This is a genomic window from Salinibacterium sp. G-O1 (assembly GCF_030063305.1).
In the GTDB taxonomy this organism is placed as follows: domain Bacteria; phylum Actinomycetota; class Actinomycetes; order Actinomycetales; family Microbacteriaceae; genus Rhodoglobus.
Map to the genome: position 1 here is coordinate 104,176 of NZ_JASISV010000004.1, position 21,413 is coordinate 125,588.

A 21,413-nucleotide genomic window follows, 5' to 3' on the forward strand; every position below is an offset into this window, starting at 1 on the left:
GGCTGTCAGCGAGGCGAGTCGAGCCAGTTCTCGGATGACGGCAGGAGCTCCTCGATCCGATCCCAGAATTCGTCGGGGAGTACTGCCCCGGCTGATGCCAGGAGGCCGTCGAGGCGTGCGGGCTTGCTGATACCGACGATGGTGGTGTCGACCAGGGGCTGACGCAGCGAGAACTGCAGGGCCGCCGTGGCCAGGTCGGTGCCGTACTCATCGCACAGGTCAGCCATTGCGGACACGGCGGCCAGGGTGTCTTTGGATGCTTGCCCGTAGCCGTACATGGTCTTACCCGAACGGGGTGCTGCGAGGATGCCTCCGCCGTAGATTGCGGCGTTGAAGACGCCCATTCCTGCGTCGCGCGCCTGCTTCAACAGATCGCCCGCGCTGCGGTCGAGAAGAGTCCAGCGGTTGTGCACGAGGAGCACCTCGAAGATGCCGAGATCAAGGTAACGGCTCATCTCTTGCGAGGGTCCACCCGCGAGGCCAATGTGACCGATCGCACCCTCATCGCGCAGCGCCATGAGAGCTTCAACGGCTCCGCCGGGGGCGCTCATCTCTTCGAAAGCGAAGTTCTCGGGGTCGTGCAGGTGAACAACCGGCAGTGTTTCCAGGCCCAGACGCTTCTTGCTCTCTGCGACGGACTGCCGTACGCGCTCGCCCGAGTAGTCGTTGTCTTTCGCGTCGACCTTCGTAACCACGAGGAAGTCATCGGGCTTGCCGCCGTGCGCGGCCAAGCCCAGACCAATTCGCGTTTCGCTCGCGCCGTCGGAATAACCGTTGGCGGTGTCGATGGAGCGGATCAAGCTGTCGAGCACAGCCTCGACGAGCTCGACCGCCTGCGCTTGCGGGGTTTCGTAGCCGAATAGCTGAGGTTGGCTGCCAAGCGGTCCGCCGCCGATGGTGACGGCCGTGGTGGAAACTCCGGTCGAGCCGAGGGTGCGATTCCAGTTGTCGCCGAGGTCAATCATGAGTTCTCCAATGTTGGGGTGGGAATTTTCTGGGTGAGTGGATCAACGTGGGTGCCGAGCCGGCAGGCTGGCTACTGAGTGGAAGGACTCGCCGAGCCCGTACTGCGACTCACCGAACGTGAGGCCTAGGGGCAGGGTGAAGACCTCGCGAAGCATCGACTTGACCTCGACTTGGGCGACATCGTCCGTCGCGGTCCGCGCGAATCTGACCACCGGTGATGCGAACCGGAAACCGCGCAAAAGCGGCAACTCTCGCTTCGAAAGGCTGCGACCAGAATCGATGCTTGAGATATCGACATTCGTAGTGACGGGGTGCGGTGTTCGGAACCACGTCGTCATTCGTCCGCCCCCTGCATCGCCCGCCCTGCGGTCTCGCCGCCGTTCTCGAGCCAACAAAATAATTTCGTGCCGTACCTGCGCGCATGAATAGAATGCTCCTAGTTGTTCAGTAGTTCAACGGCAAACCAGCGAAATAATTTCGCGAAAGAGGATCATGGTCCGCGGTCGGGTAACCCTGAATCAGGTGGCTGAGCGAGCCGGTGTTTCGCCGGCGACGGTGTCGAAGGTGATGAACGGCCGGGTCGGAGTGGGAGCCGCAACCCGCGAAGCTATCGAGAAGCTGGTCGATGAGCTCGGATATGTCGGCATAAGCGAAACGGAACGACCGATCCGGAGGCAACGGGATCCGCTCGTTGAGTTGATTATCGATTCCTTCGAAAACCCATACTCGCTGATGATCATCGCTGGGGCGACGACCGCTGCCGAGACATCCGGGGTGACCATCGCCACAGGGCGGCTGACAACTCCCGCTCGGGAAGACCCCGTGCGTTGGGCCGAGCGCATCGCACGAAGCGGTCGGGTCGGAGTGGTCGAGGTTACGTCGAGGTTTTCTACCGCCCGGGAGGCCGCGCTGCGTGCCGTCGGCCTGCCCGCCGTCTTCATCGATCCTCTCGATGTGCCACGGGTCGCGGTGTACAGCGTCGGCGCCACCAATTGGGCTGGTGGCGTTGACGCGACGCGTCATCTTGCCGCGTTGGGGCACCGGAGGATTGCGTTCATCGGCGGTGCGACGGGGGCGGCGTGTGACCTCGCGCGCCGGCAAGGTTACGCCACGGCGCTCGAGGAATATGGTCTGCCCTACGACCCGAGCCTCGTCGTTGACGGTTCCAGGAGCTTTGACGAGGGAGGGGCGATCACTGCCGCCCTGCTTTCCCAGCGCAACCCACCTACCGCGATCTTCACCTCCAGCGATGTGACAGCCCTTGGCGCCTTGGATGCGGCCCGAAAGCTCGGGGTCTCGGTGCCAGACCAATTGAGCATCGTCGGGTTCGACGACATCCCTTTCACGTCGATGTCGCCGCCGCCTCTCACAACAGTTCACCAGCCCATCCGTGAGATCGGGCAGGCTGCTGTCGCCATGGTCATGGGGCTCGCCGCGGGGCAACCTCCGCCCACCAGACGGATCGAACTCGCCACGCATCTGGTGGTCAGAGGCTCGACGGCTCCGCGCCCATAACTTTTTTCGCCACTTGGAATCCTCACCAGAAAGAAGACCCCGATGATCGAACACACAGTCTGCTTCTCGCTCCTGCACGACGCAGGGAGTGCCGAAGAGAAAGAGTTTTTGCAGGCGGCGGTCACCGACCTGGCTCCAATCCAGGGGGTCGAGCACTTCAGGGTCGCGCGACAGATCAGCGCACAGAGTGATTTCCGCTGGCAATTGTCGATGCAGTTCGTTGACGATGATGCGTACCGGGCCTACAACGAGCATCCCGACCACCAGAAATTTGTGGGCACTAGGTGGGCGACTGAGGTGGTGAAGTTTCAGGAATTGGACTTCATCGCCGAAACTCCGAGCTGATCCTCGAGTGCACGAGGGGCCCCTCGGTCTGAACTGAGGCGGCTCTCGCGCTTGCCTATCGGTGGAGCACCGAGCAGACTGAGGGCACTCACCACGCGCAAAGTTGCGCGAACAGGGAGAGGGGATGCGTCATGGCAGACACCGGATCGATGCGGTTGCCGCGCCGGTCCGCGTATTTCGTTTCGGGGGGAACGGGAATCACCGCTGAAACTCTCGGCAACGCACTGCTGGCGAATTTTCCCGGCATCAGTTTCAAGCGTCACACTGTTCCCTTTGTCGATTCCCTCGCGCAAGTGGAGAAATTCAACGCCGAGGTCGGTCGATCCGTTGCTGCAGGCGAAGGGCCGCTGGTCTTCTCCACTGTCAAACAGCCGTCGTTGCGCACGGCGTTGGCGCACTGCGAGGCGCCACTGATCGATCTTCTGGCCGGTCACCTGCCTGAGGTCGAAGAAGCACTCGGAACGACCGCGTCAGACCAGTTGGGTCCGTACCACGGTGTGGGCAACATGAACGATTACCTGCAGCGCATGCGAGCGGTCGAGTACGCCATCGAACATGACGATGGACAGAGCTCCCGGGCGCTGGATGTAGCGGACGTCATCATCATCGCGCCGTCGAGGTGCGGCAAAACGCCGACGACCATGTACCTCGCGTTGCAACACGGACTCCTCGTCGCCAACTATCCGCTGACCGACGACGACTTTCCGACGGAAAATCTCCCCGGGAAGGTCGCGCTGTACGGCGCGCGCTGTTTCGGGCTGACGACGACCCCGCTGCGGCTGAGCCAGGTGCGGCACGAACGCAAACCCAACTCCCGATACTCCAGCCTGGCGCAATCGACGATCGAAGTGCGCCGAGCGGAAGACCTCTACCGCCGCAACAACATCCCGTACGTCAACTCCTCCACCAAGAGCGTCGAAGAGATGTCGGCGGTCATCATGCAGGCCCTGCAACTTCGCGAGTACGCACTGTAAACCATCAAGAAAGGCGCGCCATGACGAGCATCATGTGGTTCAACGAAATCGGCATGAACGACCTCCCCCAGGTGGGAGGTAAGAACGCGTCGCTCGGCGAGATGGTGTCGAACCTGTCGTCGGCCGGAGTTCACGTGCCAGGGGGCTTCGCGACCACGTCGGATGCGTACCGAAGTTTTCTCGCGAAGGACGGACTGGAAGACCGGATCCGCGAGCTCGTCAATTCCTTCGACGTCGACGATGTCGTGACCCTCGCCAACGTCGGCGCAACGATACGGCAATGGATCGAGGACCAGCCGTTCCCCGAGGATCTCGAAGCGGGCATCCGATCTGGGTATGAGCAGTTGATTGCGAATGATCCCGATCCGAGTTCGGTGACTTGGGCTGTGCGCTCCAGCGCCACGGCCGAGGACCTCCCCGACGCATCCTTCGCCGGGCAGCAAGAGACCTTCCTCAACATCGGCGGAATCGACAATATCCTTCACGCTGTGAAGATCGTGTTCTCATCGCTCTACAACGATCGAGCGATCTCGTACCGAGTGCATCACGGATTCGACCACCACGACGTCGCACTCTCCGCCGGCGTGCAACGGATGGTTCGCTCCGACATCGCCTCATCGGGTGTGATGTTCACCATCGACACCGAATCAGGTTTCGACAAGGCGGTGTTTATCACCAGCTCCTACGGCCTCGGCGAAGCCGTGGTTCAGGGCGCGGTCAACCCCGACGAGTTCTACGTCTACAAACCAGCCCTCGAGGCCGGACGCCCCGCCATCCTGAAGCGCACAGTCGGCGAAAAGGCCATTGCGATGCGGTACGGCGACGGCCAGAACGCGGGCGGCTCCACTGTCTTTGAAGACGTACCGGTATCCGATCGCACACTGTTGAGCATCACCGATGATGAGGTCGAGCAGCTTGCTCGGCAGGCCGTCACGATCGAGAAGCACTACGGCCGGCCCATGGACATCGAGTGGGGTAAAGACGGCATCGACGGGCAGTTGTACATCCTGCAGGCTCGCCCCGAGACCGTCGTGTCACGCGAAGAGGGAAACGTCATTCGCCGTTTCGTCCTGAGCACCAACGGCGCATCCATCCTCGCCACCGGGCGCGCGATCGGGCAAAAGATCGGAGCGGGCGCGGTCACCGTGCTCAGCAGCATCGACCAGATGGAGCATTTCGTTCCCGGCAATGTGCTCGTCGCCGACATGACCGATCCCGACTGGGAGCCGATCATGAAGCGCGCCTCAGCGATCGTGACCAATCGCGGAGGGCGCACCTGTCACGCGGCGATCATCGCCAGGGAACTGGGCATCCCCGCGGTCGTCGGCACCGGCGACGCGACCGAGATCCTGGCCGATGGTCAGGAGGTCACGGTCTCGTGTGCGGAGGGCGACGACGGACAGGTGTACGAAGGCGTGCTCGAGTTCAGGGAGGAGCTGACCCGGCTCGATGAGATGCCCGACATCCCCGTCAAGATCATGATGAATGTCGGAACCCCCGACCAGGCGTTCTCGTTCTCGAAACTTCCCAACCGCGGTATCGGACTGGCCCGGCTCGAGTTCATCATCAACCGGCAGATCGGCATCCACCCCCGCGCGCTGCTCGATTTCGACACGCTTGAGGGAGACGTGAAGCAGCAGATCGCCGACCGGATCGCCGCATACCCGTCCGCGCGTGAATTCTTCGTGCAGCGCGTCGCCGAAGGAGTCTCGATGCTCGCGGCCGCCTTCGCTCCGGAGCCGGTGATCGTTCGGATGTCCGACTTCAAATCCAACGAATACGCCAACCTCATCGGCGGCGACCTCTACGAGCCCCACGAGGAGAACCCGATGCTCGGGTGGCGTGGGGCCTCGAGGTACATCTCGCCGGACTTCCGCGAATGCTTCGACATGGAATGTGAGGCGTTGAAGTGGGTGCGCGACGAGATGGGGCTGACGAACGTTCGCATCATGATCCCGTTCGTCCGCACCGTCGCGGAGGCCGAAGCGACCATCCAGCTGCTGGCCGAAAATGGCCTGCGACGCGGAGAAAACGGCCTCGAGGTCGTGATGATGTGCGAGATCCCGTCCAACGCCCTGCTGGCCGATGAATTCCTCGACCACTTCGACGGGTTCTCCATCGGTTCCAATGACATGACCCAATTGACGCTGGGTCTGGACCGCGATTCCTCACTCGTCGCGGCGACGTTCGATGAACGAGACCCAGCGGTATTGAAGCTGCTATCCATGGCGATCGAGGCCTGCCTGCGCCGGGGTAAGTATGTGGGCATCTGCGGCCAGGGGCCGTCGGATCATCCCGATCTCGCGGAATGGCTCCTCGGCCAGGGGATCGAATCGATGTCGCTGAATCCCGACACGGTCGTGGAGACCTGGACCAGATTGTCGAAGGTGTGACGTGATCCGGCTACTCATCGTTGGGCCGCCCGGCTCCGGGAAAGGCACCCAGGCGGCTGCCATCGCGGATCAGTACGGCGTGCCTGCGATCGCGACCGGAGATATCTTCCGATCCAACATTCGCGAGGGCACCGATCTCGGCCTTCGGGTCAAGGAGGTTGTGGCAGCCGGCGACTATGTCCCCGACGAACTGACCAACGCTCTCGTCGATGAACGCCTGCACGAGGATGATGCTCTCGACGGATTTCTGCTCGACGGCTATCCGAGAACCATCGACCAGGTCACGTTCCTCGATGAGCTTCTGGCGCGACGCGGCCAGGACCTGGAGGCGGTCATCCTGCTGATCGTAGACACCGACGAGGTCGTGCGCCGCCTGCAACAGCGGTCCAGTGAGCAAGGACGGGCGGACGACTCAGAGACTGCCATCCGGCATCGCCAGGAGGTGTTCATGCACGAGACGGCCGCAGTGATCGACCACTACCGCGAGCGGGGCATCGTCATCGAGATCGATGCCCTCGGATCGGTGGATGACGTTGCCGCGCGAATCAGTGCCGGGTTGGCATCCCGGGGGATCAGTCCATCCTGATCAGCCGGGGGCCGCGCCCGCGTCACGCGTGAGTGGTCTCGAAGTCCTCGAAGATGAGGGCCGTCTTCGTGGCCCGCACGGCCGGAATCGCCTGCAGTTCTTCGAGGACGACCCGCCGCAGGTCGCCGTTGTCGCGCGCTCGCACGAGAATCATCACGTCGTAGTCGCCGCCGACGAGCGCGACGTGCACCACCTCGGGTATCTGGGAGAGGCGCGCTCGTATCTCCTGCCATGAGGCCTGTTCGACTGTCAGGGTCACATAGGCCGAGGAGTGTTGGCCGGCAAGAACGGGGTCGACTCGCGCCCCAAAACCGATAATGACGCCGGATTCGATGAGGCGCTTGACTCGCGCATAGGCATTCGCCCGAGAGATGTGGGTTGCCTGCGCAACCGCGCTCACCGACGCTCGGCCGTCTTTGCGCAGTTCGGCAAGGACCCGAAAATCGACTTCGTCCAAGTCCACAGGTGAATCCCCTCGGTCGCTGGCTGGTTGCGCAGAACTATTTGCTCAATTTAGCTCGACGGAGCTCTTTTCGTCCAATACCACGCGCATTCATTGCGACGCTATGGCGTGCAGGGCGATGCTTAATGTTCAAAGCGTCCACAAGACGTAGGTGTCGACCAACGGAGATCGCCATGCCCGACCGCACACTGCTGCCGCGAAATGTTCCGGTTCAGTTGATCGATGCCGCTGGAACAGAGCACCCGGATGAGGTCTACCCCACCGCGAGCCCGGCGGTACTCACGGAGGGTTACCGCTCGCTTGTGATCTCGAGGCGGGTTAACGACCAGTGCTATTCCCTGGTGCGACAGGGGCGACTCGCCGTCTATCCATCGTCACAGGGTCAGGAAGCCTGCCAGGTGGCCGCGGTGTCTGTGCTTGACGACGGGGACTGGCTGTTCCCGACCTACCGGGATTCGGTCGCGGTGATGCTGCGTGGGGTCGCGCCGGCGGACGCGATGACGCTGCTGAAGGGCGACTGGCACTGCGGCTACAACCCGCACGAGTTCAGGGTGGCGCCGCAATCGACTCCGCTGGCAACGCAGCTCCTTCACGCGGTCGGCTTCGCCCACGCGGCCGTGCTGAAGGGTGAGCCCACGGTCGTCGTGGCCCTGTGCGGCGAGGGCGCAACAAGCGAGGGTGACTTCCACGAGGCCATGAACTTCGCCGCCGTTTTTCACCTGCCGGTCGTCTTCTTCGTGCAGAACAACCGGTTCGCCATCTCCGTGCCGCTCTCCCGCCAGAGCGCCGCCGAATCGCTCGCGCACAAAGCTGTGGGGTACGGGATGCCCGGTGAGCAGGTCGACGGAAACGACCTCGCCGCACTGCTCGCGGTGTTGGGTTCGGCGGTGGATCGCGCCCGCGCCGGCGGCGGCCCGTCCCTCGTGGAGGCCCACACGTACCGGATGCAGGCACACACCAACGCCGACGACGACACGCGCTACCGTGACAGCGCGGAGGTTCAGGAGTGGGTCGCCCGCGATCCCCTCGTACGGTTGCGGTCGTACCTCCGCGGCAAGGACGCGCTCGATGACACGACAGAAGCCGCGTTCGCCGCGGAGGCCGACGAGGTCGCTGCGACGCTGCGAACGGCACTCAATGCCGACATCGCACCGGATGCCGCCGAGCTGTTCCGTCACGTCTACGCCACCAGCACGCCGCAACTTGAAGAACAGTGGGCCTCACTTCAGGGTGAACTCGAGCGATCAGCGGAGGGGACGACACCGTGACCATGCTGAGAGAGGATCAGCCGCAGGTCGGCGCCGGGGTGGAAACTCTGTCGATGGCTGCGGCCCTGAATCGGGCGCTCGCCGATGAACTGGCGGCCGACGACCGGGTCGTGGTGTTCGGCGAAGACATCGGGGCGCTGGGTGGCGTCTTCCGCATCACGGATGGCCTCACCGCCAGGTTCGGCGAGAAGCGCTGCTTCGACACTCCGATCGCTGAGGCGGGGATCGTGGGCAGCGCGGTGGGGATGGCGATGAACGGCCTGCGGCCCGTAGTCGAGATGCAGTTCGACGCCTTCGCATACCCGGCGTTCGAGCAGGTCGTGAGCCACGTCGCGAAGATGGGCAACCGTACTCGTGGCGCCGTGCGACTTCCCATCGTCATCCGGATTCCCTACGCGGGCGGCATCGGCGGGGTGGAGCACCACTGCGACTCCTCGGAGGCCTACTACGTGCACACCCCCGGCCTCACCGTCGTGGCGCCCTCGAATCCGCAGGACGCCTACAGCCTCCTCCGCGAAGCGATCCGCTTCCCCGATCCCGTCATCTTCCTTGAGCCGAAAAAGCTCTACTGGGCGAAGGGCAGTGTCGATGTCAGCAGCACCGCCACCATCGGCTCGGCACAAGTGGTCCGCGAGGGAACGGATGCCACCCTCATCGCCTACGGCACCTCGGTGCCTATCGCGCTGGAGGCGGCCGACGCTGCCGCGGCCGAGGGGCGCAGCCTTCAGGTCGTCGACCTTCGGACGCTGTCTCCGTTCGACGATGCCACGGTCGATGCCGCCGTGCGCTCCACCGGCCGAGCCGTGGTGATCGCCGAGGCACCAGGCTTCGCGAGCATGGCATCCGAAGTCGCCGCCCGCATCTCGGAGCGTTGCTTCTCGTGGCTTGAGGCCCCGGTGCGCCGGGTGACAGGCTTTGACATCCCCTATGCGCCGCCCAAGCTCGAACACTTCTATCTGCCCGACGTCGACCGTGTTCTGGATGCCGTCGATTCGCTCTATTGGGAGGACTGATGGGCGTCAACGTGTTCCGTCTGCCCGACCTTGGTGAGGGCCTCACCGAGGCTGCCCTGGTGCGCTGGATCGTCGAGGTCGGAGATACCGTCGCCGTCGACCAGGCGATCGCCGAGGTCGAGACGGCAAAGAGCATCGTCGAAGTTCCGAGCCCATACGCCGGCACGGTGTCGGCACGTCATGGTGAGGAAGGGGAAGTGCTCGCTGTGGGCGCGCCGCTTCTCGAAGTGGATGACGGCGCCACCGGCTCCGGAAACGTGCTCATCGGCTACGGCACGAAAGAGCGCCAGGCGAGTGGCCGCACTCGCCGCAGGGCGAACGGCGCCGCGCTCGTGCCGGCCGCGGCATCCGCAGAGCCAATGTCAGCCAGCAGCGGCCCGGTAGCCGTGCGCTCACCCATCGTGCGCAGGCTCGCACGGAGTTCAGGCGTCGACCTGCTCACGATCGAGCCGACAGCTCCGGATGGCGTCATCCGCCGTTCGGACGTGTTGAAGGCCGCTGCTGACACGACCGGCCCCCCGGAATCGGCGCCGGCCGAGCTTCAGGTGGTGCGCCGAGAACCGATGGGGATGCTGCGCAAGGCCGTCAGCGAGAGGCTGACCCGCAGTCGCACCGAGATTCCCGAGGCCACGATCTGGGTCGACGTCGACGCGACCGCGCTGTGGGAGTTGCGGCAGGCGATGGGCGACAGCCGCCCGTCGTTCACCGCCATCATCTCGAAGTTCGTGCTCATCGCCCTGGGGGAGTACCCGGTGCTCGCCGGTCGGCTGAGCGCGGACGGCTCCGAGATTGTCGAGTTCGACGGCGTCAATCTGGGCGTTGCCGTCAATACGCCCCGCGGCCTCATGGTCCCGGTGCTGCGGCACGCCGAGCGCGACAGCATCGCTGCGCTCGACACGGGCATTCGCCGTCTCGCCGACGACGCCCGCGAGGGGCGACTTGCCCCCGCGGAGCTATCGGGCTCGACCTTCACCCTCAACAACTACGGCGGCTTTGGGGTCGACGGTTCAGCCGGGATCATCAACTACCCGGAAGTGGCCATGCTCGGCGTCGGCAGGATGATCGAGCGCCCCTGGGTTGTCGGTGGAGCAATAGTTCCGCGCCGCATCGTGCAGCTGGCCATGGTGTTCGACCACCGTGTCTGCGATGGTGGCTATGCGGCCGGTTTCCTCAGGTCGGTCGTCGACGCCATGGAGTCACCGGCGTCCCTGTTTTCCCGCATCTGAGCGTCGCGTTGCCCGGTTAGGCGTTGCTGCCGCCGAACACGGGCTTGCGTTTCTGTTGGAAGGCGGCGAAGCCTTCGCGGTAGTCATCGCTGGCACACAGCTCGCCCTGGGCGGCGTTTTCGTCATCGACAGACGCCCATAGCCCGATCCGTTCGTCGCGCAGGCGGTGAACGAGTCGCTTGCTCGCAAGGAATGCGCCGGTCGCGCCGACGGCCGCGCGGTGCGCGCGCTCCCGAGCGAACTCGACGACCTCCGCCTCCGGCACCACTCGGCTGAACAGCCCGAGCGCTACTGCCTCACTTCCGGACATCAACTCGGCCGTGTAGATCAGATCGAGGGTGCGGTGGGCACCCAGTCGCTCGAAGAACAGCGCGTGGCCTCCCGAGTCGAGGGTCGCCCCCAGGTTCGCGAACGGGGATCCGATCTTTGCCGAGTCGGCCACGTAGACCACGTCAGACGCGATCAGCAGCCCCAGCCCGACGCCGAGGCAGGCGCCGGTCGCGACCGCAAAGGTGGGCGCGGGAAACTCGTCAATCGTGCGCAGCAGGGGAGTCACGATGTTCGCCAGATACCCGGTCGCGTCGTCTGTGGCGGGGTCGACCCGCGAGATGTCGCGTCCCGCGCAGAACGCGCGGCCCTCACCGCGCAGCAGCACCGCGCGCACACCCGCCTCCCGGGCGCCGGCGTACGCCTCCGTCAGCCCATGAATCGCCTCCTCATCCAGCGAGTTCAGCTTGCCGGGATCGTTCAGCACGATTTCCGCGACAGCATCCGCAATGTGCAGCTCGATCGGCATGGGGCCTCCGGGTCAGGCGTCGTAGTTGACTTCGACGAAGTCGCTGGTGGGAATGGACTGGCAGGTGAGTACGAAGCCGCGGGCGAGTTCTTCGGGTTCCAACGCGTAGTTCTCGACCATGTTGACCGTGCCGGTCACGAGCGTTGCGCGACAGGTGCCGCACACCCCGCCCGCACAGGCGAAGGGAACATCGCCGCGCACCCGCAGTGCCGCATTCAGGATGCTTTCGTTGCTGTGCACGGGCGTCGTCACGGTTGCCGTCGTACCATCGAGGCGGAACTTCACCGTATGCACGGCCTGATCCGCAGAGACGACGATCGGGCGCCCCGACTGGCCGCCGATGCGGTCGGGTCGACCGGTGGTGAAGAGTTCGTAGCGGATGTCTGCGGCCGCCACCCCGCGCTCGGCCAGAGTGTCTCTGCACAACTGCACGAGGTCGAACGGGCCGCAGATGAACCATTCGTCGACGCCAGCGGGATCGATCAATTCGTCGAGGATCCCGCCCAGCTTTTCGGCATCCAGCCGCCCAGATAGCAACTCCGAGCTGCGGTGCTCACGCGTGAGCACGTGGTACAGGGCGAGGCGGGCGGGGAATCGATCCTTCAGGTCGGCAAGCTCATCCACAAACATCGTGTCCATCGCCGTGCGGTTGGAGTAGACGAGAGAGAACTGGTTTCTCGGGTCGGCCCGCAACGCGCTCTCGATCAGCGCGATGATCGGCGTGATGCCCGAGCCGGCCGCGATCGCGACGACATGCGCCGGGGCGTCGACGAGTTGCGAGATGAAGTTGCCCTCGGGAACCATCACCGACAGCTGCATCCCCGCCCGCAGGTTGTCGACCGCCCAGGTCGAAAACAGTCCGCCGAGGTCTCTCTTGATGCCGACCTTCAGCTCGCCGGTGACCGGCGCCTGGCAGATCGAGTAGCTTCGCCGAACATCCTCGCCCTCAAATTCCGTGCGGAGGGCAATGTACTGTCCGGGCGCGTAGTCGTAGTCGTCGACGAGCTGCTCAGGCACCGTGAAGGTGACCTCGATCGCATCGTCCGTGAGCGTGCGCACGTTCGACACCGTCAGTTCGTGGAAGGCCGCCCGCCGCCTCGTCGCGGTCGTCATCAGTGCTCCTTGAAGTAGTCGAACGGCTCTTGGCACCGCTGGCACACATACAGTGCCTTGCAGGATGTCGATCCGAACCGTGACGCCTCGCGAGTGTGCAGCGAGCCGCAGTGTGGGCAGCGCACACCGAGCCCCAGGCTGACGACGCCGTCCGTGCGCCGCAGTCCGGGCGGCGCAATCCCGTACTCCTCGAGCTTGTCGCGGCCGGATTGACTCATCCAGTCGGTCGTCCACGCCGGCGCCAACACCACCTGGACCGTCACGGCGGTGTGACCGGCCCCCGCGAGAACCGCGGTGATGTCGTCGCGCATGGCGTCGACTGCGGGGCATCCTGAGTACGTCGGAGTGATCTGCACGATGATGCCGCGGTCGGTCACCCGCACGGAACGAAGCACTCCGAGATCCTCGATGGTCAGCACCGGCACCTCCGGGTCGACGACGGTCGCGGCCAGGTCCCACAGCTCGCGTTCGAGCGCGTCGGCTGGACGTGGCCTGGCGATCTGCTCGATGGTTGACGTGTTCACCAGGACGCCCCAGGGTGAGCTCGAGCGAGCACCTGCATCTCGGCGAGTAGGGGACCCAATGACTCTGAGTGCTGGCCGAGTCGACCGCCTCCCCTCGCCTGCGGGGTGGTCGGAACCTGCAATCCGGCATCGATGATGAGGCGAGGAACCAGGGCGTCGAAGTCGGCGCGCAGGGTCCGCGGGTCGACGGCGATCCCCTCAAGAGAATCGCCGAGCGGATCGGCGCTGTACAGCTCATCGACCCACGCCCACATCGTGTCGATGCCGCGTTGCATGCGCTTGTGCGAAAATTCGGTGCCGCCGGCGAGGCGCTTGAGCCACTGCACGCTGTGGTCGAGGTGGTAGTCCACCTCTTTGCGGGCCTTTGCCGCGATTGCCGCAAGCGTCGAATCTGTGGATGTCGACAGTTCCCGGTACAGCGAGTCGAAATAGGTGGACGCAATCAGTTGACGCGCGATGGTGTGCGCGAAGTCGCCGTTCGGCCGCTCAAAGAGCAGCCGGTTGCGGAAATCCGATTCCCCGCGAAAATAGGCGAGATCGTCTTCGGTCTTGCCCCACGCAGAACTCGCGTAGGTCAGCAGGCTGCGGGCATGACCCAGCTGGTCGAGCCCGATGTTGCCCAGCGCAACATCCTCTTCGAGCTCCGGGGCGTTGGCAATCCACTCCCCGAGGCGCTGGGCCAGAATGAGCGCATCGTCGCCGAGTCCCAATGCGTACAGCGCGACCGCCTCGGGCGCGACGGTTCCCACCTCGGCGATCGACTCCGGGGTGATGGCGGTGGATGTCACGTGGCTGGTCTTCACAGGTGGGGTACCGAATCTGACTCGGTGTAGTAGGTGGCGTGGCGATATTCCTTGCCCTGGGGCGACTCGAAAAACGCGCCGCGGGCGTCAGGGTCAGACGCCGTGATGCTCGAGGCGGGCACCACCCAGATCGACACACCTTCGGCTCGCCGGGTGTAGAGGTCGCGAGCGTTGCGCACTGCCATGATCTCGTCCGGAGCATGCAACGACCCGGCATGCACGTGCGACAGTCCGCGCGATGAGCGGATGAAGACCTCCCAGAGAGGCCAGGTTTCGCGCGTTCCGGAGTCGCCGGGGCTCGTCATGATGCGACCCTTTCGGTTTCGGTGGCATGGGCGTCGGCGTAGGCCCGCGCGGCCTCACGCACCCAGGCGCCCTCCTCGTGGGCCTGGCGCCGGCGCTCGACCCGGATGCTGTTCGCCTGGCCGCGGCCGGCGAGAACCTCGTGAAACTCGGTCCAGTCGAGATCGCCGAAGTCGTAGTGACCACGCTCCTCGTTCCAGCGGATCTCCGGGTCGGGAAGCGTGATCCCGAGAATCTCGGCCTGGGGCACGAGCATGTCGACGAAGCGCTGGCGCAGGTCATCGTTGCTGAAGCGTTTGATGTTCCAGGCCATACTCTGCTTCGAGTTGGGGGAGTCGTCGTCGGGCGGTCCGAACATCATGAGCGCGGGGGCGAACCAGCGGTTAACTGATTCCTGCGCCATCGCGCGCTGCTGTTCGGTGCCGCGCATCAGCTCAAGCAGGATCTCGAATCCCTGTCGCTGGTGGAACGATTCCTCCTTGCAAATACGCACCATGGCGCGGGCGTACGGGCCGTACGATGCCCGACACAGCGGCACCTGATTGCAGATCGCCGCTCCGTCGACCAGCCAGCCGATGGAGCCCATGTCGGCCCAGGTGGGGCTCGTGTAGTTGAAGATTGAGGAGTACCTGGCCTTGCCCGTGATGAGCTGCTCGAACATTGTGTCGCGGTCGATCCCGAGGGTCTGGGCCGCTGAGTAGAGGTAGAGGCCATGGCCGGCTTCATCCTGCACCTTCGCCATGAGGATCGCTTTGCGCTTGAGGCTTGGCGCACGCGAGATCCAGTTGCCTTCTGGCTGCATCCCGATGATCTCGGAGTGAGCATGTTGCGAGATCTGCCGGATGAGCGTCTTGCGGTAGCCCTCGGGCATCCAGTCGGTGGGCTCGACCCGCTGCTCATTGGCCAGCAGTTCGTCGAAGTGTCGCTGTCCGTCAAGGTGCTGTCCGTCAAGGTCATCCGCAGTCATGATGGCTCCTCTTCAACTTACCGGGCGTTCAGTAACTCTACCAACTATGATGTGACTGATCAAGCGTCCGGCTCCACTAGAGTCGGGAGACCAACGACCGGCAGCGTCCCAAGGAGTACCGCATGGCAGGCCCAGCCCCGGAGGCGCGCGAACAGCGGCGCGGAGGCAACGGACGAAGCGGTCGCGATCCCTACGACCTCAGCGCCGTGCTCGACATAGCGGTCGCCGCATTCAACGACTTCGGCTACGAAGCGACGTCGATGGGCGCTCTCGCAGAACGACTGGGCACCAGCAAGTCTGCGGTCTACTACCACGTCTCCGGCAAGGAAGACCTGTTGCGGCTGGCGCTCGATCGCGCGCTTGGCCACCTCGAGGCTGTGCTCACCGAGCCCGAGGCGACCTCTGGGCCCGCCGATGAGCGACTGCGGTTCGTGCTGCGTGGAGCCGTGCGGGTGCTCGTCGACGATTTGCCGTACGTGACGCTGCTGCTGCGCTTGCGAGGCAACACTCAGGTCGAACGGGACGCGCTCGAACGTCGTCGCGAGTTCGATCACTCCGTCGCCACCCTCGTCGATGAGGCACGCACCGCCGGCAGCCTGCGGTCAGATGTCGATGCCCGCACCACAACCCGGCTTCTGTTCGGCATGATCAACTCGATTGTCGAGTGGTACAAGCCGGGCGGGCCGCTCACGAGCGAACAGCTCGCCGATGATGTCATCACCGTCGCCTTCGACGGGCTCGGCGAACGGTCCGACCGCTAGTTATTTCTTGGCGACGAGGGTCAGCACCTCGTAGGTCGCTACCGGTTCGTCCCGCTGGTTCGTCAGCACGGCATCCCAGCGCACCTCGCCATACTCCTCGTTCTCGCGCGGAGTGATCTCTTTGGCGGTGAGGCTCACCTTCACCCGGTCACCCGGTACGACCGGCGTCAGGAAGCGGAGGTTGTCCAGGCCGTAGTTTGCCAGCACGGGGCCTGGCGCCGGGTCGACGAACAGTCCGGCCGCCCACGACAGCAGCAGGTACCCGTGCGCGACTCGGCCGGGGAAGAACGGGTTCGCGGCGGCGGCCTCCTCGTCGGTGTGGGCGTAGAACGTGTCGCCGGTGAACTCGGCGAAGTGGGCGATGTCGTCGAGGGTGATCTCACGTTCGGCCGACTTGACGGCGTCGCCGATGGTGAGGCGCGACAGCGGCTTTCGGAACGGATGCTCGCCCTCGACGATCTCGGCACCGGCGCGCCACTGGCCGGTCAGGCCGGTCAGCACCGCGGGGGAGCCCTGGAGGGCGAGACGACGCATGAACCGTTTGACGGCCCGGATGCCGCCGAGCTCCTCGCCGCCGCCGGCACGGCCGGGGCCGCCGTGCACCAGGTGCGGCACGGGTGATCCGTGTCCGGTGCTCGTGCGCGCGTCATCCCGGTCCAAAACAAGGAGGCGGCCGTGGTACCCGGCAATGCCCTCAACGATCCGGGCGACGGTCTCGGGTTCGTAGCTGGCGATGGTGGCCACAAGCGAGCCGCCGCCACGATTAGCAAGGCGGATCGCATCATCGACGTCGGTGTAGCCCAGCACGGATGCCACGGGCCCGAAGGCCTCGATCTCGTGCACGGCCTCGCAGTCTGCATCATCGAAACGCAGCAACACCGGTGCCAGGAACGCGCCATCCGGAGCGACTGCGTTGGAGCCGTCCTCCAAGGTCACCGTCGGGTCGTCGAGGCTTCCGTGGACGATCCGGCCGCCGCCTGAGACGAGCGCCTGCACGCTGCGGCGCACCTCATCACGCTGCTCGACACTCGCAAGCGGGCCCATCGTCACGCCCTCGGCGCGCGGGTCGCCCAGCGTCACCCGGGAATCGAGCCGTTCGCCGATCGCCCCGATGACTGCGTCGACCATCTCGACGGGAACGATGATCCGGCGAATACTGGTGCATTTCTGCCCGGCCTTCGAGGTCACTTCCGTGACGACGGATGCCACGAAGGCGGCGAATTCGGGGGCATCGGGCGTGACATCCGGCCCCAGAATCGCCGCGTTGAGTGAGTCGGTCTCCACAGTCAGGCTCACACCCCGGGATATCACGTTTCGGTGCACCGCCAACGAGGCAGCCGTGCTCGCCGATCCGGTGAACGACACGTGGTCGCGCATGTCCAGCAGGTCGAGCAGGGTGCGTGCCCCGCCGCACACGAGCTGCAGCGATCCCTCGGGCAACAGACCGGATTCGACCATCACCCGCACCGCGGCTTCGGTCAGGATCGCCGTCGGGGTCGCCGGCTTGACGATGCTTGGCACGCCCGCCAGAAAGGCGGGTGCAAATTTCTCGAGCATGCCCCACACCGGGAAGTTGAAGGCGTTGACCTGGAACGCGACACCGGGGATGCGTTCGTAGACATGCTGGCCCCCGAACGACCCGTCGCGCGAAAGGTTCTCGGCGTTGCCGTCCACGATGCGCGTGTGCACGTTGGGCAACTCTCTGCGACCCTTCGAGCCGTACGTGAAGAGCACACCAATGCCGCCGTCGACGTCGACCATGGAGTCGCGGGATGTCGCGCCCGTGCCCGCGCTGATTCGGTAGAGCTCCGCCTTCGCCTCGGTGAGTGCTCCCGCCAGTGCCTTGAGCAGCAGGGCCCGCTCGTGAAAGGTCAGGGCGCCGAGGCTCTTCTGGCCCACCGTGCGGGCGTAGTCGATCGCCCCGGCAAGGTCGATCCCGTCACTGCCGACGAGCGCCAGCACCTCGCCGGTCGAGGCATCACGAGTGGGAGTTCCCTCGGTGCCTTCCCACCAGTGACCCTGCACGTAGCTGGGAAGCATGCGGGTTTCGACGAGCGTCGCGGTCATGAGGTTCCTCTTTTCACCTGCAGAGCGGTCAGTAGACTGGCGCGATGACGCCGCAGCCATGGAAGATCGTGCTCGGAGACCTCGACCGCAAAATGGGAATCGAGATCGTCGAAGAGTCGGCGGAGCGCGTGGTGGCGACCATGCCGGTGAGCACCAATACGCAGTCGTTCGGCATGCTTCACGGCGGGGCATCGCTCGTGCTCGGCGAGGCGCTCGGCTCGTGGGCGGCCGTCATCCACGCGAGCACGCTGGGCAAGACGGCGGTCGGTCTCGATATCAGCGCGACGCATCACCGAGGGGCGAAAGCGGGAATCGTCACGGGCACGGCGACCGCCATCCAGCTCGGCAAAACCGTGACCAGCCATGAGGTCGTCATCACCGATGAGAGCGGAGCGCGGCTGTGCACCGTGCGCATCACGAACCTCATCGTGGAGAAACGCTAGCCCTCCCACAGGAAGAACCCCTCACCCGTCTTGCGGCCGAGCTTGCCCGCCGCGACCATCTCGCGCATCAACGCTGGCGGTTCGAACCGGTCACCGAGGGTGTCGTGAAGGTAGGTGGCAATGTCCAGCCGAACGTCGAGTCCCACCATGTCGGTGAGGCGCAGCGGCCCCACGGGGAACTTGTAACCCAGCACCATCGCGGCGTCGATGTCTTCCGCCGAAGCGACGCCCTCTTCGAGCATCCTGATCGCTTCGAGTGCGATGACAACACCCAGTCGCGAGCTCGCGAAGCCGGGTGAGTCGTTGACGGTCACCGGGGTCTTGCCGATGGCGGCAACCCAATGCTGTGCCTCACCGATCAGTGCCGGGGAGGATGCCGCGCCGCGCACGATCTCGACGAGCGTCGAACTCGGAACGGGGTTGAAAAAGTGCAGTCCGCAGAAGCGTTCCGGGCGCGTCAGCGACTCGGCGATGAGGGAAATCGACAGTGAGGAGGTGTTCGAGGCGAGCCAGGCATCGGCGCCAACCACGGCCTCCACGCGAGCGAGCGTCTCGGTCTTGAGCGAGAGCATCTCGGGCACGGCCTCGATGACGAGGTCCGAGCCGGCAAGCTCCGCGACCTCGGTCGTGACCCGGGCCCGGGCTGCGAGCCGGTCGCGCATCTCAACTGTGGTGCCGCGGGCGATGCTCGACTCGATCGCGGTCGTCAGCGCGCTCATGGCACGCTCCGCGGTCGCGTCGTCACGCTCGAGCACGGTGACCCTTGCGCCGGCGAGCAGGAACGCGTGGGCGATGCCGACACCCATGCGTCCGCCTCCCACGACCGAAACGATCTGCGGGACGCCGCTCATGTCGCGCGCCTCGCGAGAAAGGCTGCCATGCGCTCGAACTTGGCTTCCGACTCAAACAGCACCGATTGGGCGAGCTCATCGATGGCTGGATGCTCAGACCGCGGGGCGCTCATGACCCGTTTGCTGTGCTGCACGGCGAGCGGGTCGAGGGCTGCGATGCGGTCGGCGAAAGCATTGGCGGCCGCATCCAGGGCATCAGCCGTGTGCACCTCGGTGACCAGGTGGGCGTCGAGGGCCTGCTGCGCATCGAGCACGCGACCGGCCAGCAGCATCTCCTTGGCCAGCGGTTCTCCCACCAGCTCGAGCAGGCGCCAGGTCGCACCCGCTGCCGCGATGATCCCCAGCGAGGCCTCCGGATTGCCGAATCGCGCACGGTCGCTCGCGATCCGGAAGTCGGCGGCGTAGGCGAGCTCAGCGCCTCCGCCGAGAGCCCAGCCGTCGACGGCTGCGATGACCGGCATCGGCAGTGCGGCGATTCGGATGAAAAGTCGGGAGTTGATGCCATCGAGCGCGTCTGCCGCCCGGCGCTCGTGCAGCTCGGCGATGTCCGCGCCTGACGCGAACACGCCGTCACCGCCACTCAGAATCAGGATGCGCGGGCTGGCCTCGAGGCCCGCACACACCTCGTGCAACTCGTCGACCATCGCGCGGTCGATGGCGTTGCGCACGCTGGGGCGATGGAGCCTCACGTGCAGGCGGTCGGCCCGATCGTCGACTATCAGCAGGGTCGTGTACATCACACGGCCTCCACCATGAGTGCGGCACCCTGGCCGACGCCGACGCACATCGTGGCGAGACCTCGTCGCGTGTTCTCGCGGTCCATCCGGCCCAGAAGCGTGACCAGCAGCCGCGTGCCCGAGGCCCCAAGGGGGTGCCCCAAAGCGATCGCGCCGCCGTCGGCGTTCACGATCGACGCGTCGAATCCGAGCGCGCGGATGCAGGCCAGCGACTGGGTCGCGAAAGCCTCGTTGAGTTCCACGGCACCCACGTCGTCGGTCGTCAGGCCGGTGCGCTCGAGCAGTTTGCGGGTCGCCGGGATGGGGCCGAGACCCATGACTTCGGGTGCGAGACCCACCGAGGCGCCGCCGACGACGCGCGCTCGTGGCGTGAGGCCGAGCCGTTCGACAGCGGACTCGCTCGCGACCAGTACCGCTGCCGCACCGTCGTTGAGGGGGGAGGAGTTGCCCGCCGTCACAATGCTGCCGCCGGGGACGACGGCCCGCAGGCCGGCGAGGGCCTCGAGCGTCGTGTCTGCGCGCGGGCCCTCATCCTTCGACACCTGCGTTCCCCGGCTGGTGGTGACCGACACGATCTCGCGATCGAAGTGGCCGGCCGCCACGGCAGCGAGTGCCCGCTGGTGAGAGCGGAGCGCAAACTCGTCGGCGTCTTGCCGCGAGACCCCCTCCTGCACGCCCACGAATTCGCCGGTCTCCGTCATGGAGAAGGTCGCCTTGTCTCGGGCCGCGAGCCTCGGGTTGGTGAAACGCCAGCCGATCGATGTGTCGAAGATCTCTCCCGGCCTGGCGAACGCTTTCTCGGGTTTGGCGAGCACCCACGGCGCCCGGGTCATGGATTCAACACCGCCAGCAATCACGAGGTCGGCCTCGCCTGACTTGATCATGCTTGCCGCGAGATGAACGGCGGAGAGTCCCGAGGCGCAGAGCCGGTTCACGGTGATGCCCGGCACGGAATCGGGCAGGCCGGCAAGCAACAACGCCATGCGGGCAACGTTGCGGTTGTCTTCGCCCGCCTGGTTCGCATCGCCAAAGATGACGTCATCGATCAGGGCCGCATCCACACCGGTTCGGGCGATGATTTCCGCTATCGCGACGGCGGCGAGATCGTCCGGTCTGACGGTGGAAAGAGTTCCTCCGTACCGGCCGATCGGGGTGCGAACCCCGTCGATCACAAATGCCTCTGCCATTGTTCGCTACCTTGCGTTACAGCTCGTCGATCCTCGAGTACTTACTGACCGTTCGTTCTGCAAGAATGGCACGGCTGCGTGACGCCGTCAACCTACGTGCGATGGTGTGGTT

At 65.2% G+C, this 21,413-nt stretch carries 22 protein-coding genes; 10 read left to right on the forward strand and 12 right to left on the reverse strand.

Annotation, left to right across the window (positions count from 1 at the left end; all coding sequences use genetic code 11):
- Positions 1-5 precede the first annotated feature (5 nt).
- A complete protein-coding gene (locus QMG83_RS13875) occupies positions 6-965 on the reverse strand; it encodes an aldo/keto reductase (protein ID WP_283506006.1) in 960 nt (319 codons plus the stop codon).
- A 493-nt stretch (positions 966-1,458) separates the two neighbouring features.
- On the opposite strand from QMG83_RS13875, the gene QMG83_RS13880 reads away from it, so the two are divergent.
- The 5 genes from QMG83_RS13880 to QMG83_RS13900 all read left to right on the forward strand — a co-directional run bounded on the left by QMG83_RS13880 (position 1,459) and on the right by QMG83_RS13900 (position 6,779).
- Positions 1,459-2,481, forward strand: a complete 1,023-nt coding sequence (locus QMG83_RS13880; RefSeq protein WP_283506007.1) for a LacI family DNA-binding transcriptional regulator — start codon at positions 1,459-1,461, stop codon at positions 2,479-2,481.
- Positions 2,482-2,523: 42 nt separating this feature from the next.
- Positions 2,524-2,826 (forward strand): Dabb family protein, encoded by a 303-nt coding sequence (locus QMG83_RS13885; RefSeq protein WP_283506008.1) that lies wholly within the window; start codon positions 2,524-2,526, stop codon positions 2,824-2,826.
- Between the two features lie 131 nt (positions 2,827-2,957).
- Positions 2,958-3,800 (forward strand): pyruvate, water dikinase regulatory protein, encoded by an 843-nt coding sequence (locus QMG83_RS13890; protein WP_283506009.1) that lies wholly within the window; start codon positions 2,958-2,960, stop codon positions 3,798-3,800.
- A 20-nt stretch (positions 3,801-3,820) separates the two neighbouring features.
- Positions 3,821-6,193 (forward strand): phosphoenolpyruvate synthase, encoded by a 2,373-nt coding sequence (gene ppsA / locus QMG83_RS13895; protein ID WP_283506010.1) that lies wholly within the window; start codon positions 3,821-3,823, stop codon positions 6,191-6,193.
- A gap of 1 nt (position 6,194) precedes the next feature.
- On the forward strand, positions 6,195-6,779 hold the full coding sequence (locus tag QMG83_RS13900; protein WP_283506011.1) for an adenylate kinase: 585 nt from the start codon (positions 6,195-6,197) through the stop codon (positions 6,777-6,779).
- 22 nt (positions 6,780-6,801) lie between these two features.
- Here QMG83_RS13900 and QMG83_RS13905 read toward each other — a convergent pair whose 3' ends face one another.
- Positions 6,802-7,236: an Lrp/AsnC family transcriptional regulator gene (locus QMG83_RS13905; RefSeq protein WP_283506230.1), complete on the reverse strand. Its 435-nt coding sequence runs from the start codon at positions 7,234-7,236 to the stop codon at positions 6,802-6,804.
- A gap of 179 nt (positions 7,237-7,415) precedes the next feature.
- On the opposite strand from QMG83_RS13905, the gene pdhA reads away from it, so the two are divergent.
- Genes pdhA through QMG83_RS13920 form a run of 3 tightly spaced genes read left to right on the forward strand, consistent with a single transcriptional unit; the run spans position 7,416 to position 10,749 of the window.
- Complete coding sequence (gene pdhA, locus QMG83_RS13910) at positions 7,416-8,510, forward strand: pyruvate dehydrogenase (acetyl-transferring) E1 component subunit alpha (protein ID WP_283506012.1); 1,095 nt, start codon at positions 7,416-7,418, stop codon at positions 8,508-8,510.
- A gap of 2 nt (positions 8,511-8,512) precedes the next feature.
- Positions 8,513-9,523 carry an alpha-ketoacid dehydrogenase subunit beta gene (locus QMG83_RS13915; protein WP_283506231.1) on the forward strand — a complete coding sequence of 337 codons (1,011 nt, stop codon included), beginning with the start codon at positions 8,513-8,515 and terminating at the stop codon, positions 9,521-9,523.
- On the forward strand, positions 9,523-10,749 hold the full coding sequence (locus QMG83_RS13920) for a dihydrolipoamide acetyltransferase family protein (RefSeq protein ID WP_283506013.1): 1,227 nt from the start codon (positions 9,523-9,525) through the stop codon (positions 10,747-10,749). Before QMG83_RS13915 ends, QMG83_RS13920 begins: the two co-directional genes overlap by 1 nt.
- Before the next feature lie 16 nt (positions 10,750-10,765).
- Here QMG83_RS13920 and QMG83_RS13925 read toward each other — a convergent pair whose 3' ends face one another.
- Genes QMG83_RS13925 through paaA form a run of 6 tightly spaced genes read right to left on the reverse strand, consistent with a single transcriptional unit; the run spans position 10,766 to position 15,255 of the window.
- Complete coding sequence (locus tag QMG83_RS13925; protein ID WP_283506014.1) at positions 10,766-11,545, reverse strand: enoyl-CoA hydratase/isomerase family protein; 780 nt, start codon at positions 11,543-11,545, stop codon at positions 10,766-10,768.
- A gap of 12 nt (positions 11,546-11,557) precedes the next feature.
- The gene (gene paaE / locus QMG83_RS13930) at positions 11,558-12,658 is read right to left on the reverse strand and encodes a 1,2-phenylacetyl-CoA epoxidase subunit PaaE (protein WP_283506015.1); all 1,101 of its coding nucleotides are present in this window, start codon (positions 12,656-12,658) and stop codon (positions 11,558-11,560) included.
- The gene (gene paaD / locus QMG83_RS13935; RefSeq protein WP_283506016.1) at positions 12,658-13,182 is read right to left on the reverse strand and encodes a 1,2-phenylacetyl-CoA epoxidase subunit PaaD; all 525 of its coding nucleotides are present in this window, start codon (positions 13,180-13,182) and stop codon (positions 12,658-12,660) included. Before paaD ends, paaE begins: the two co-directional genes overlap by 1 nt.
- Positions 13,179-13,970: a 1,2-phenylacetyl-CoA epoxidase subunit PaaC gene (gene paaC / locus QMG83_RS13940; RefSeq protein WP_283506017.1), complete on the reverse strand. Its 792-nt coding sequence runs from the start codon at positions 13,968-13,970 to the stop codon at positions 13,179-13,181. The genes paaD and paaC overlap by 4 nt, the downstream gene beginning before the upstream one ends.
- An 11-nt stretch (positions 13,971-13,981) precedes the next feature.
- On the reverse strand, positions 13,982-14,290 hold the full coding sequence (gene paaB / locus QMG83_RS13945; RefSeq protein WP_283506018.1) for a 1,2-phenylacetyl-CoA epoxidase subunit PaaB: 309 nt from the start codon (positions 14,288-14,290) through the stop codon (positions 13,982-13,984).
- Positions 14,287-15,255 (reverse strand): 1,2-phenylacetyl-CoA epoxidase subunit PaaA, encoded by a 969-nt coding sequence (gene paaA, locus QMG83_RS13950; protein ID WP_283506019.1) that lies wholly within the window; start codon positions 15,253-15,255, stop codon positions 14,287-14,289. The genes paaB and paaA overlap by 4 nt, the downstream gene beginning before the upstream one ends.
- A 122-nt stretch (positions 15,256-15,377) precedes the next feature.
- Between paaA and QMG83_RS13955 the strand changes: the two genes are divergently transcribed.
- Complete coding sequence (locus QMG83_RS13955; protein WP_283506020.1) at positions 15,378-16,016, forward strand: TetR/AcrR family transcriptional regulator; 639 nt, start codon at positions 15,378-15,380, stop codon at positions 16,014-16,016.
- On the opposite strand, the gene paaZ is transcribed toward QMG83_RS13955, so the two are convergent.
- Complete coding sequence (gene paaZ / locus QMG83_RS13960; protein ID WP_502949040.1) at positions 16,017-18,083, reverse strand: phenylacetic acid degradation bifunctional protein PaaZ; 2,067 nt, start codon at positions 18,081-18,083, stop codon at positions 16,017-16,019.
- A gap of 44 nt (positions 18,084-18,127) precedes the next feature.
- Here paaZ and QMG83_RS13965 point away from each other — a divergent pair, with 44 nt between their 5' ends.
- Entirely contained in the window at positions 18,128-18,526 is a 399-nt protein-coding gene (locus QMG83_RS13965) for a PaaI family thioesterase (RefSeq protein WP_283506021.1), read from the forward strand.
- On the opposite strand, the gene QMG83_RS13970 is transcribed toward QMG83_RS13965, so the two are convergent.
- The 3 genes from QMG83_RS13970 to QMG83_RS13980 are packed head-to-tail and all read right to left on the reverse strand — an operon-like array spanning position 18,523 to position 21,301.
- Positions 18,523-19,377 (reverse strand): 3-hydroxyacyl-CoA dehydrogenase family protein, encoded by an 855-nt coding sequence (locus QMG83_RS13970; protein WP_283506022.1) that lies wholly within the window; start codon positions 19,375-19,377, stop codon positions 18,523-18,525. The two genes, QMG83_RS13965 and QMG83_RS13970, sit on opposite strands and share 4 nt — an antisense overlap.
- Positions 19,374-20,114 carry an enoyl-CoA hydratase/isomerase family protein gene (locus QMG83_RS13975; protein ID WP_283506233.1) on the reverse strand — a complete coding sequence of 247 codons (741 nt, stop codon included), beginning with the start codon at positions 20,112-20,114 and terminating at the stop codon, positions 19,374-19,376. The genes QMG83_RS13970 and QMG83_RS13975 overlap by 4 nt, the downstream gene beginning before the upstream one ends.
- On the reverse strand, positions 20,114-21,301 hold the full coding sequence (locus QMG83_RS13980) for an acetyl-CoA C-acyltransferase (protein ID WP_283506023.1): 1,188 nt from the start codon (positions 21,299-21,301) through the stop codon (positions 20,114-20,116). The genes QMG83_RS13975 and QMG83_RS13980 overlap by 1 nt, the downstream gene beginning before the upstream one ends.
- Positions 21,302-21,413 lie beyond the last annotated feature (112 nt).

Excerpts from the sequence above, each read along its gene's own strand:
- QMG83_RS13880 (WP_283506007.1), top strand. The coding sequence starts at position 1,459 with ATGGTCCGCGGTCGGGTAACCCTGAATCAGGTGGCTGAGCGAGCCGGT.
- QMG83_RS13885 (WP_283506008.1), top strand. The coding sequence starts at position 2,524 with ATGATCGAACACACAGTCTGCTTCTCGCTCCTGCACGACGCAGGGAGT.
- ppsA (WP_283506010.1), top strand. The coding sequence starts at position 3,821 with ATGACGAGCATCATGTGGTTCAACGAAATCGGCATGAACGACCTCCCC.
- QMG83_RS13875 (WP_283506006.1), bottom strand. The coding sequence starts at position 965 with ATGATTGACCTCGGCGACAACTGGAATCGCACCCTCGGCTCGACCGGA.
- QMG83_RS13890 (WP_283506009.1), top strand. The coding sequence starts at position 2,958 with ATGGCAGACACCGGATCGATGCGGTTGCCGCGCCGGTCCGCGTATTTC.
- paaB (WP_283506018.1), bottom strand. The coding sequence starts at position 14,290 with ATGACGAGCCCCGGCGACTCCGGAACGCGCGAAACCTGGCCTCTCTGG.
- QMG83_RS13970 (WP_283506022.1), bottom strand. The coding sequence starts at position 19,377 with ATGAGCGGCGTCCCGCAGATCGTTTCGGTCGTGGGAGGCGGACGCATG.
- pdhA (WP_283506012.1), top strand. The coding sequence starts at position 7,416 with ATGCCCGACCGCACACTGCTGCCGCGAAATGTTCCGGTTCAGTTGATC.
- QMG83_RS13920 (WP_283506013.1), top strand. The coding sequence starts at position 9,523 with ATGGGCGTCAACGTGTTCCGTCTGCCCGACCTTGGTGAGGGCCTCACC.
- QMG83_RS13975 (WP_283506233.1), bottom strand. The coding sequence starts at position 20,114 with ATGTACACGACCCTGCTGATAGTCGACGATCGGGCCGACCGCCTGCAC.
- paaE (WP_283506015.1), bottom strand. The coding sequence starts at position 12,658 with ATGACGACCGCGACGAGGCGGCGGGCGGCCTTCCACGAACTGACGGTG.
- paaZ (WP_502949040.1), bottom strand. The coding sequence starts at position 18,083 with ATGACCGCGACGCTCGTCGAAACCCGCATGCTTCCCAGCTACGTGCAG.
- QMG83_RS13980 (WP_283506023.1), bottom strand. The coding sequence starts at position 21,301 with ATGGCAGAGGCATTTGTGATCGACGGGGTTCGCACCCCGATCGGCCGG.
- QMG83_RS13925 (WP_283506014.1), bottom strand. The coding sequence starts at position 11,545 with ATGCCGATCGAGCTGCACATTGCGGATGCTGTCGCGGAAATCGTGCTG.
- paaA (WP_283506019.1), bottom strand. The coding sequence starts at position 15,255 with ATGACTGCGGATGACCTTGACGGACAGCACCTTGACGGACAGCGACAC.
- QMG83_RS13965 (WP_283506021.1), top strand. The coding sequence starts at position 18,128 with ATGACGCCGCAGCCATGGAAGATCGTGCTCGGAGACCTCGACCGCAAA.
- QMG83_RS13955 (WP_283506020.1), top strand. The coding sequence starts at position 15,378 with ATGGCAGGCCCAGCCCCGGAGGCGCGCGAACAGCGGCGCGGAGGCAAC.
- QMG83_RS13915 (WP_283506231.1), top strand. The coding sequence starts at position 8,513 with ATGCTGAGAGAGGATCAGCCGCAGGTCGGCGCCGGGGTGGAAACTCTG.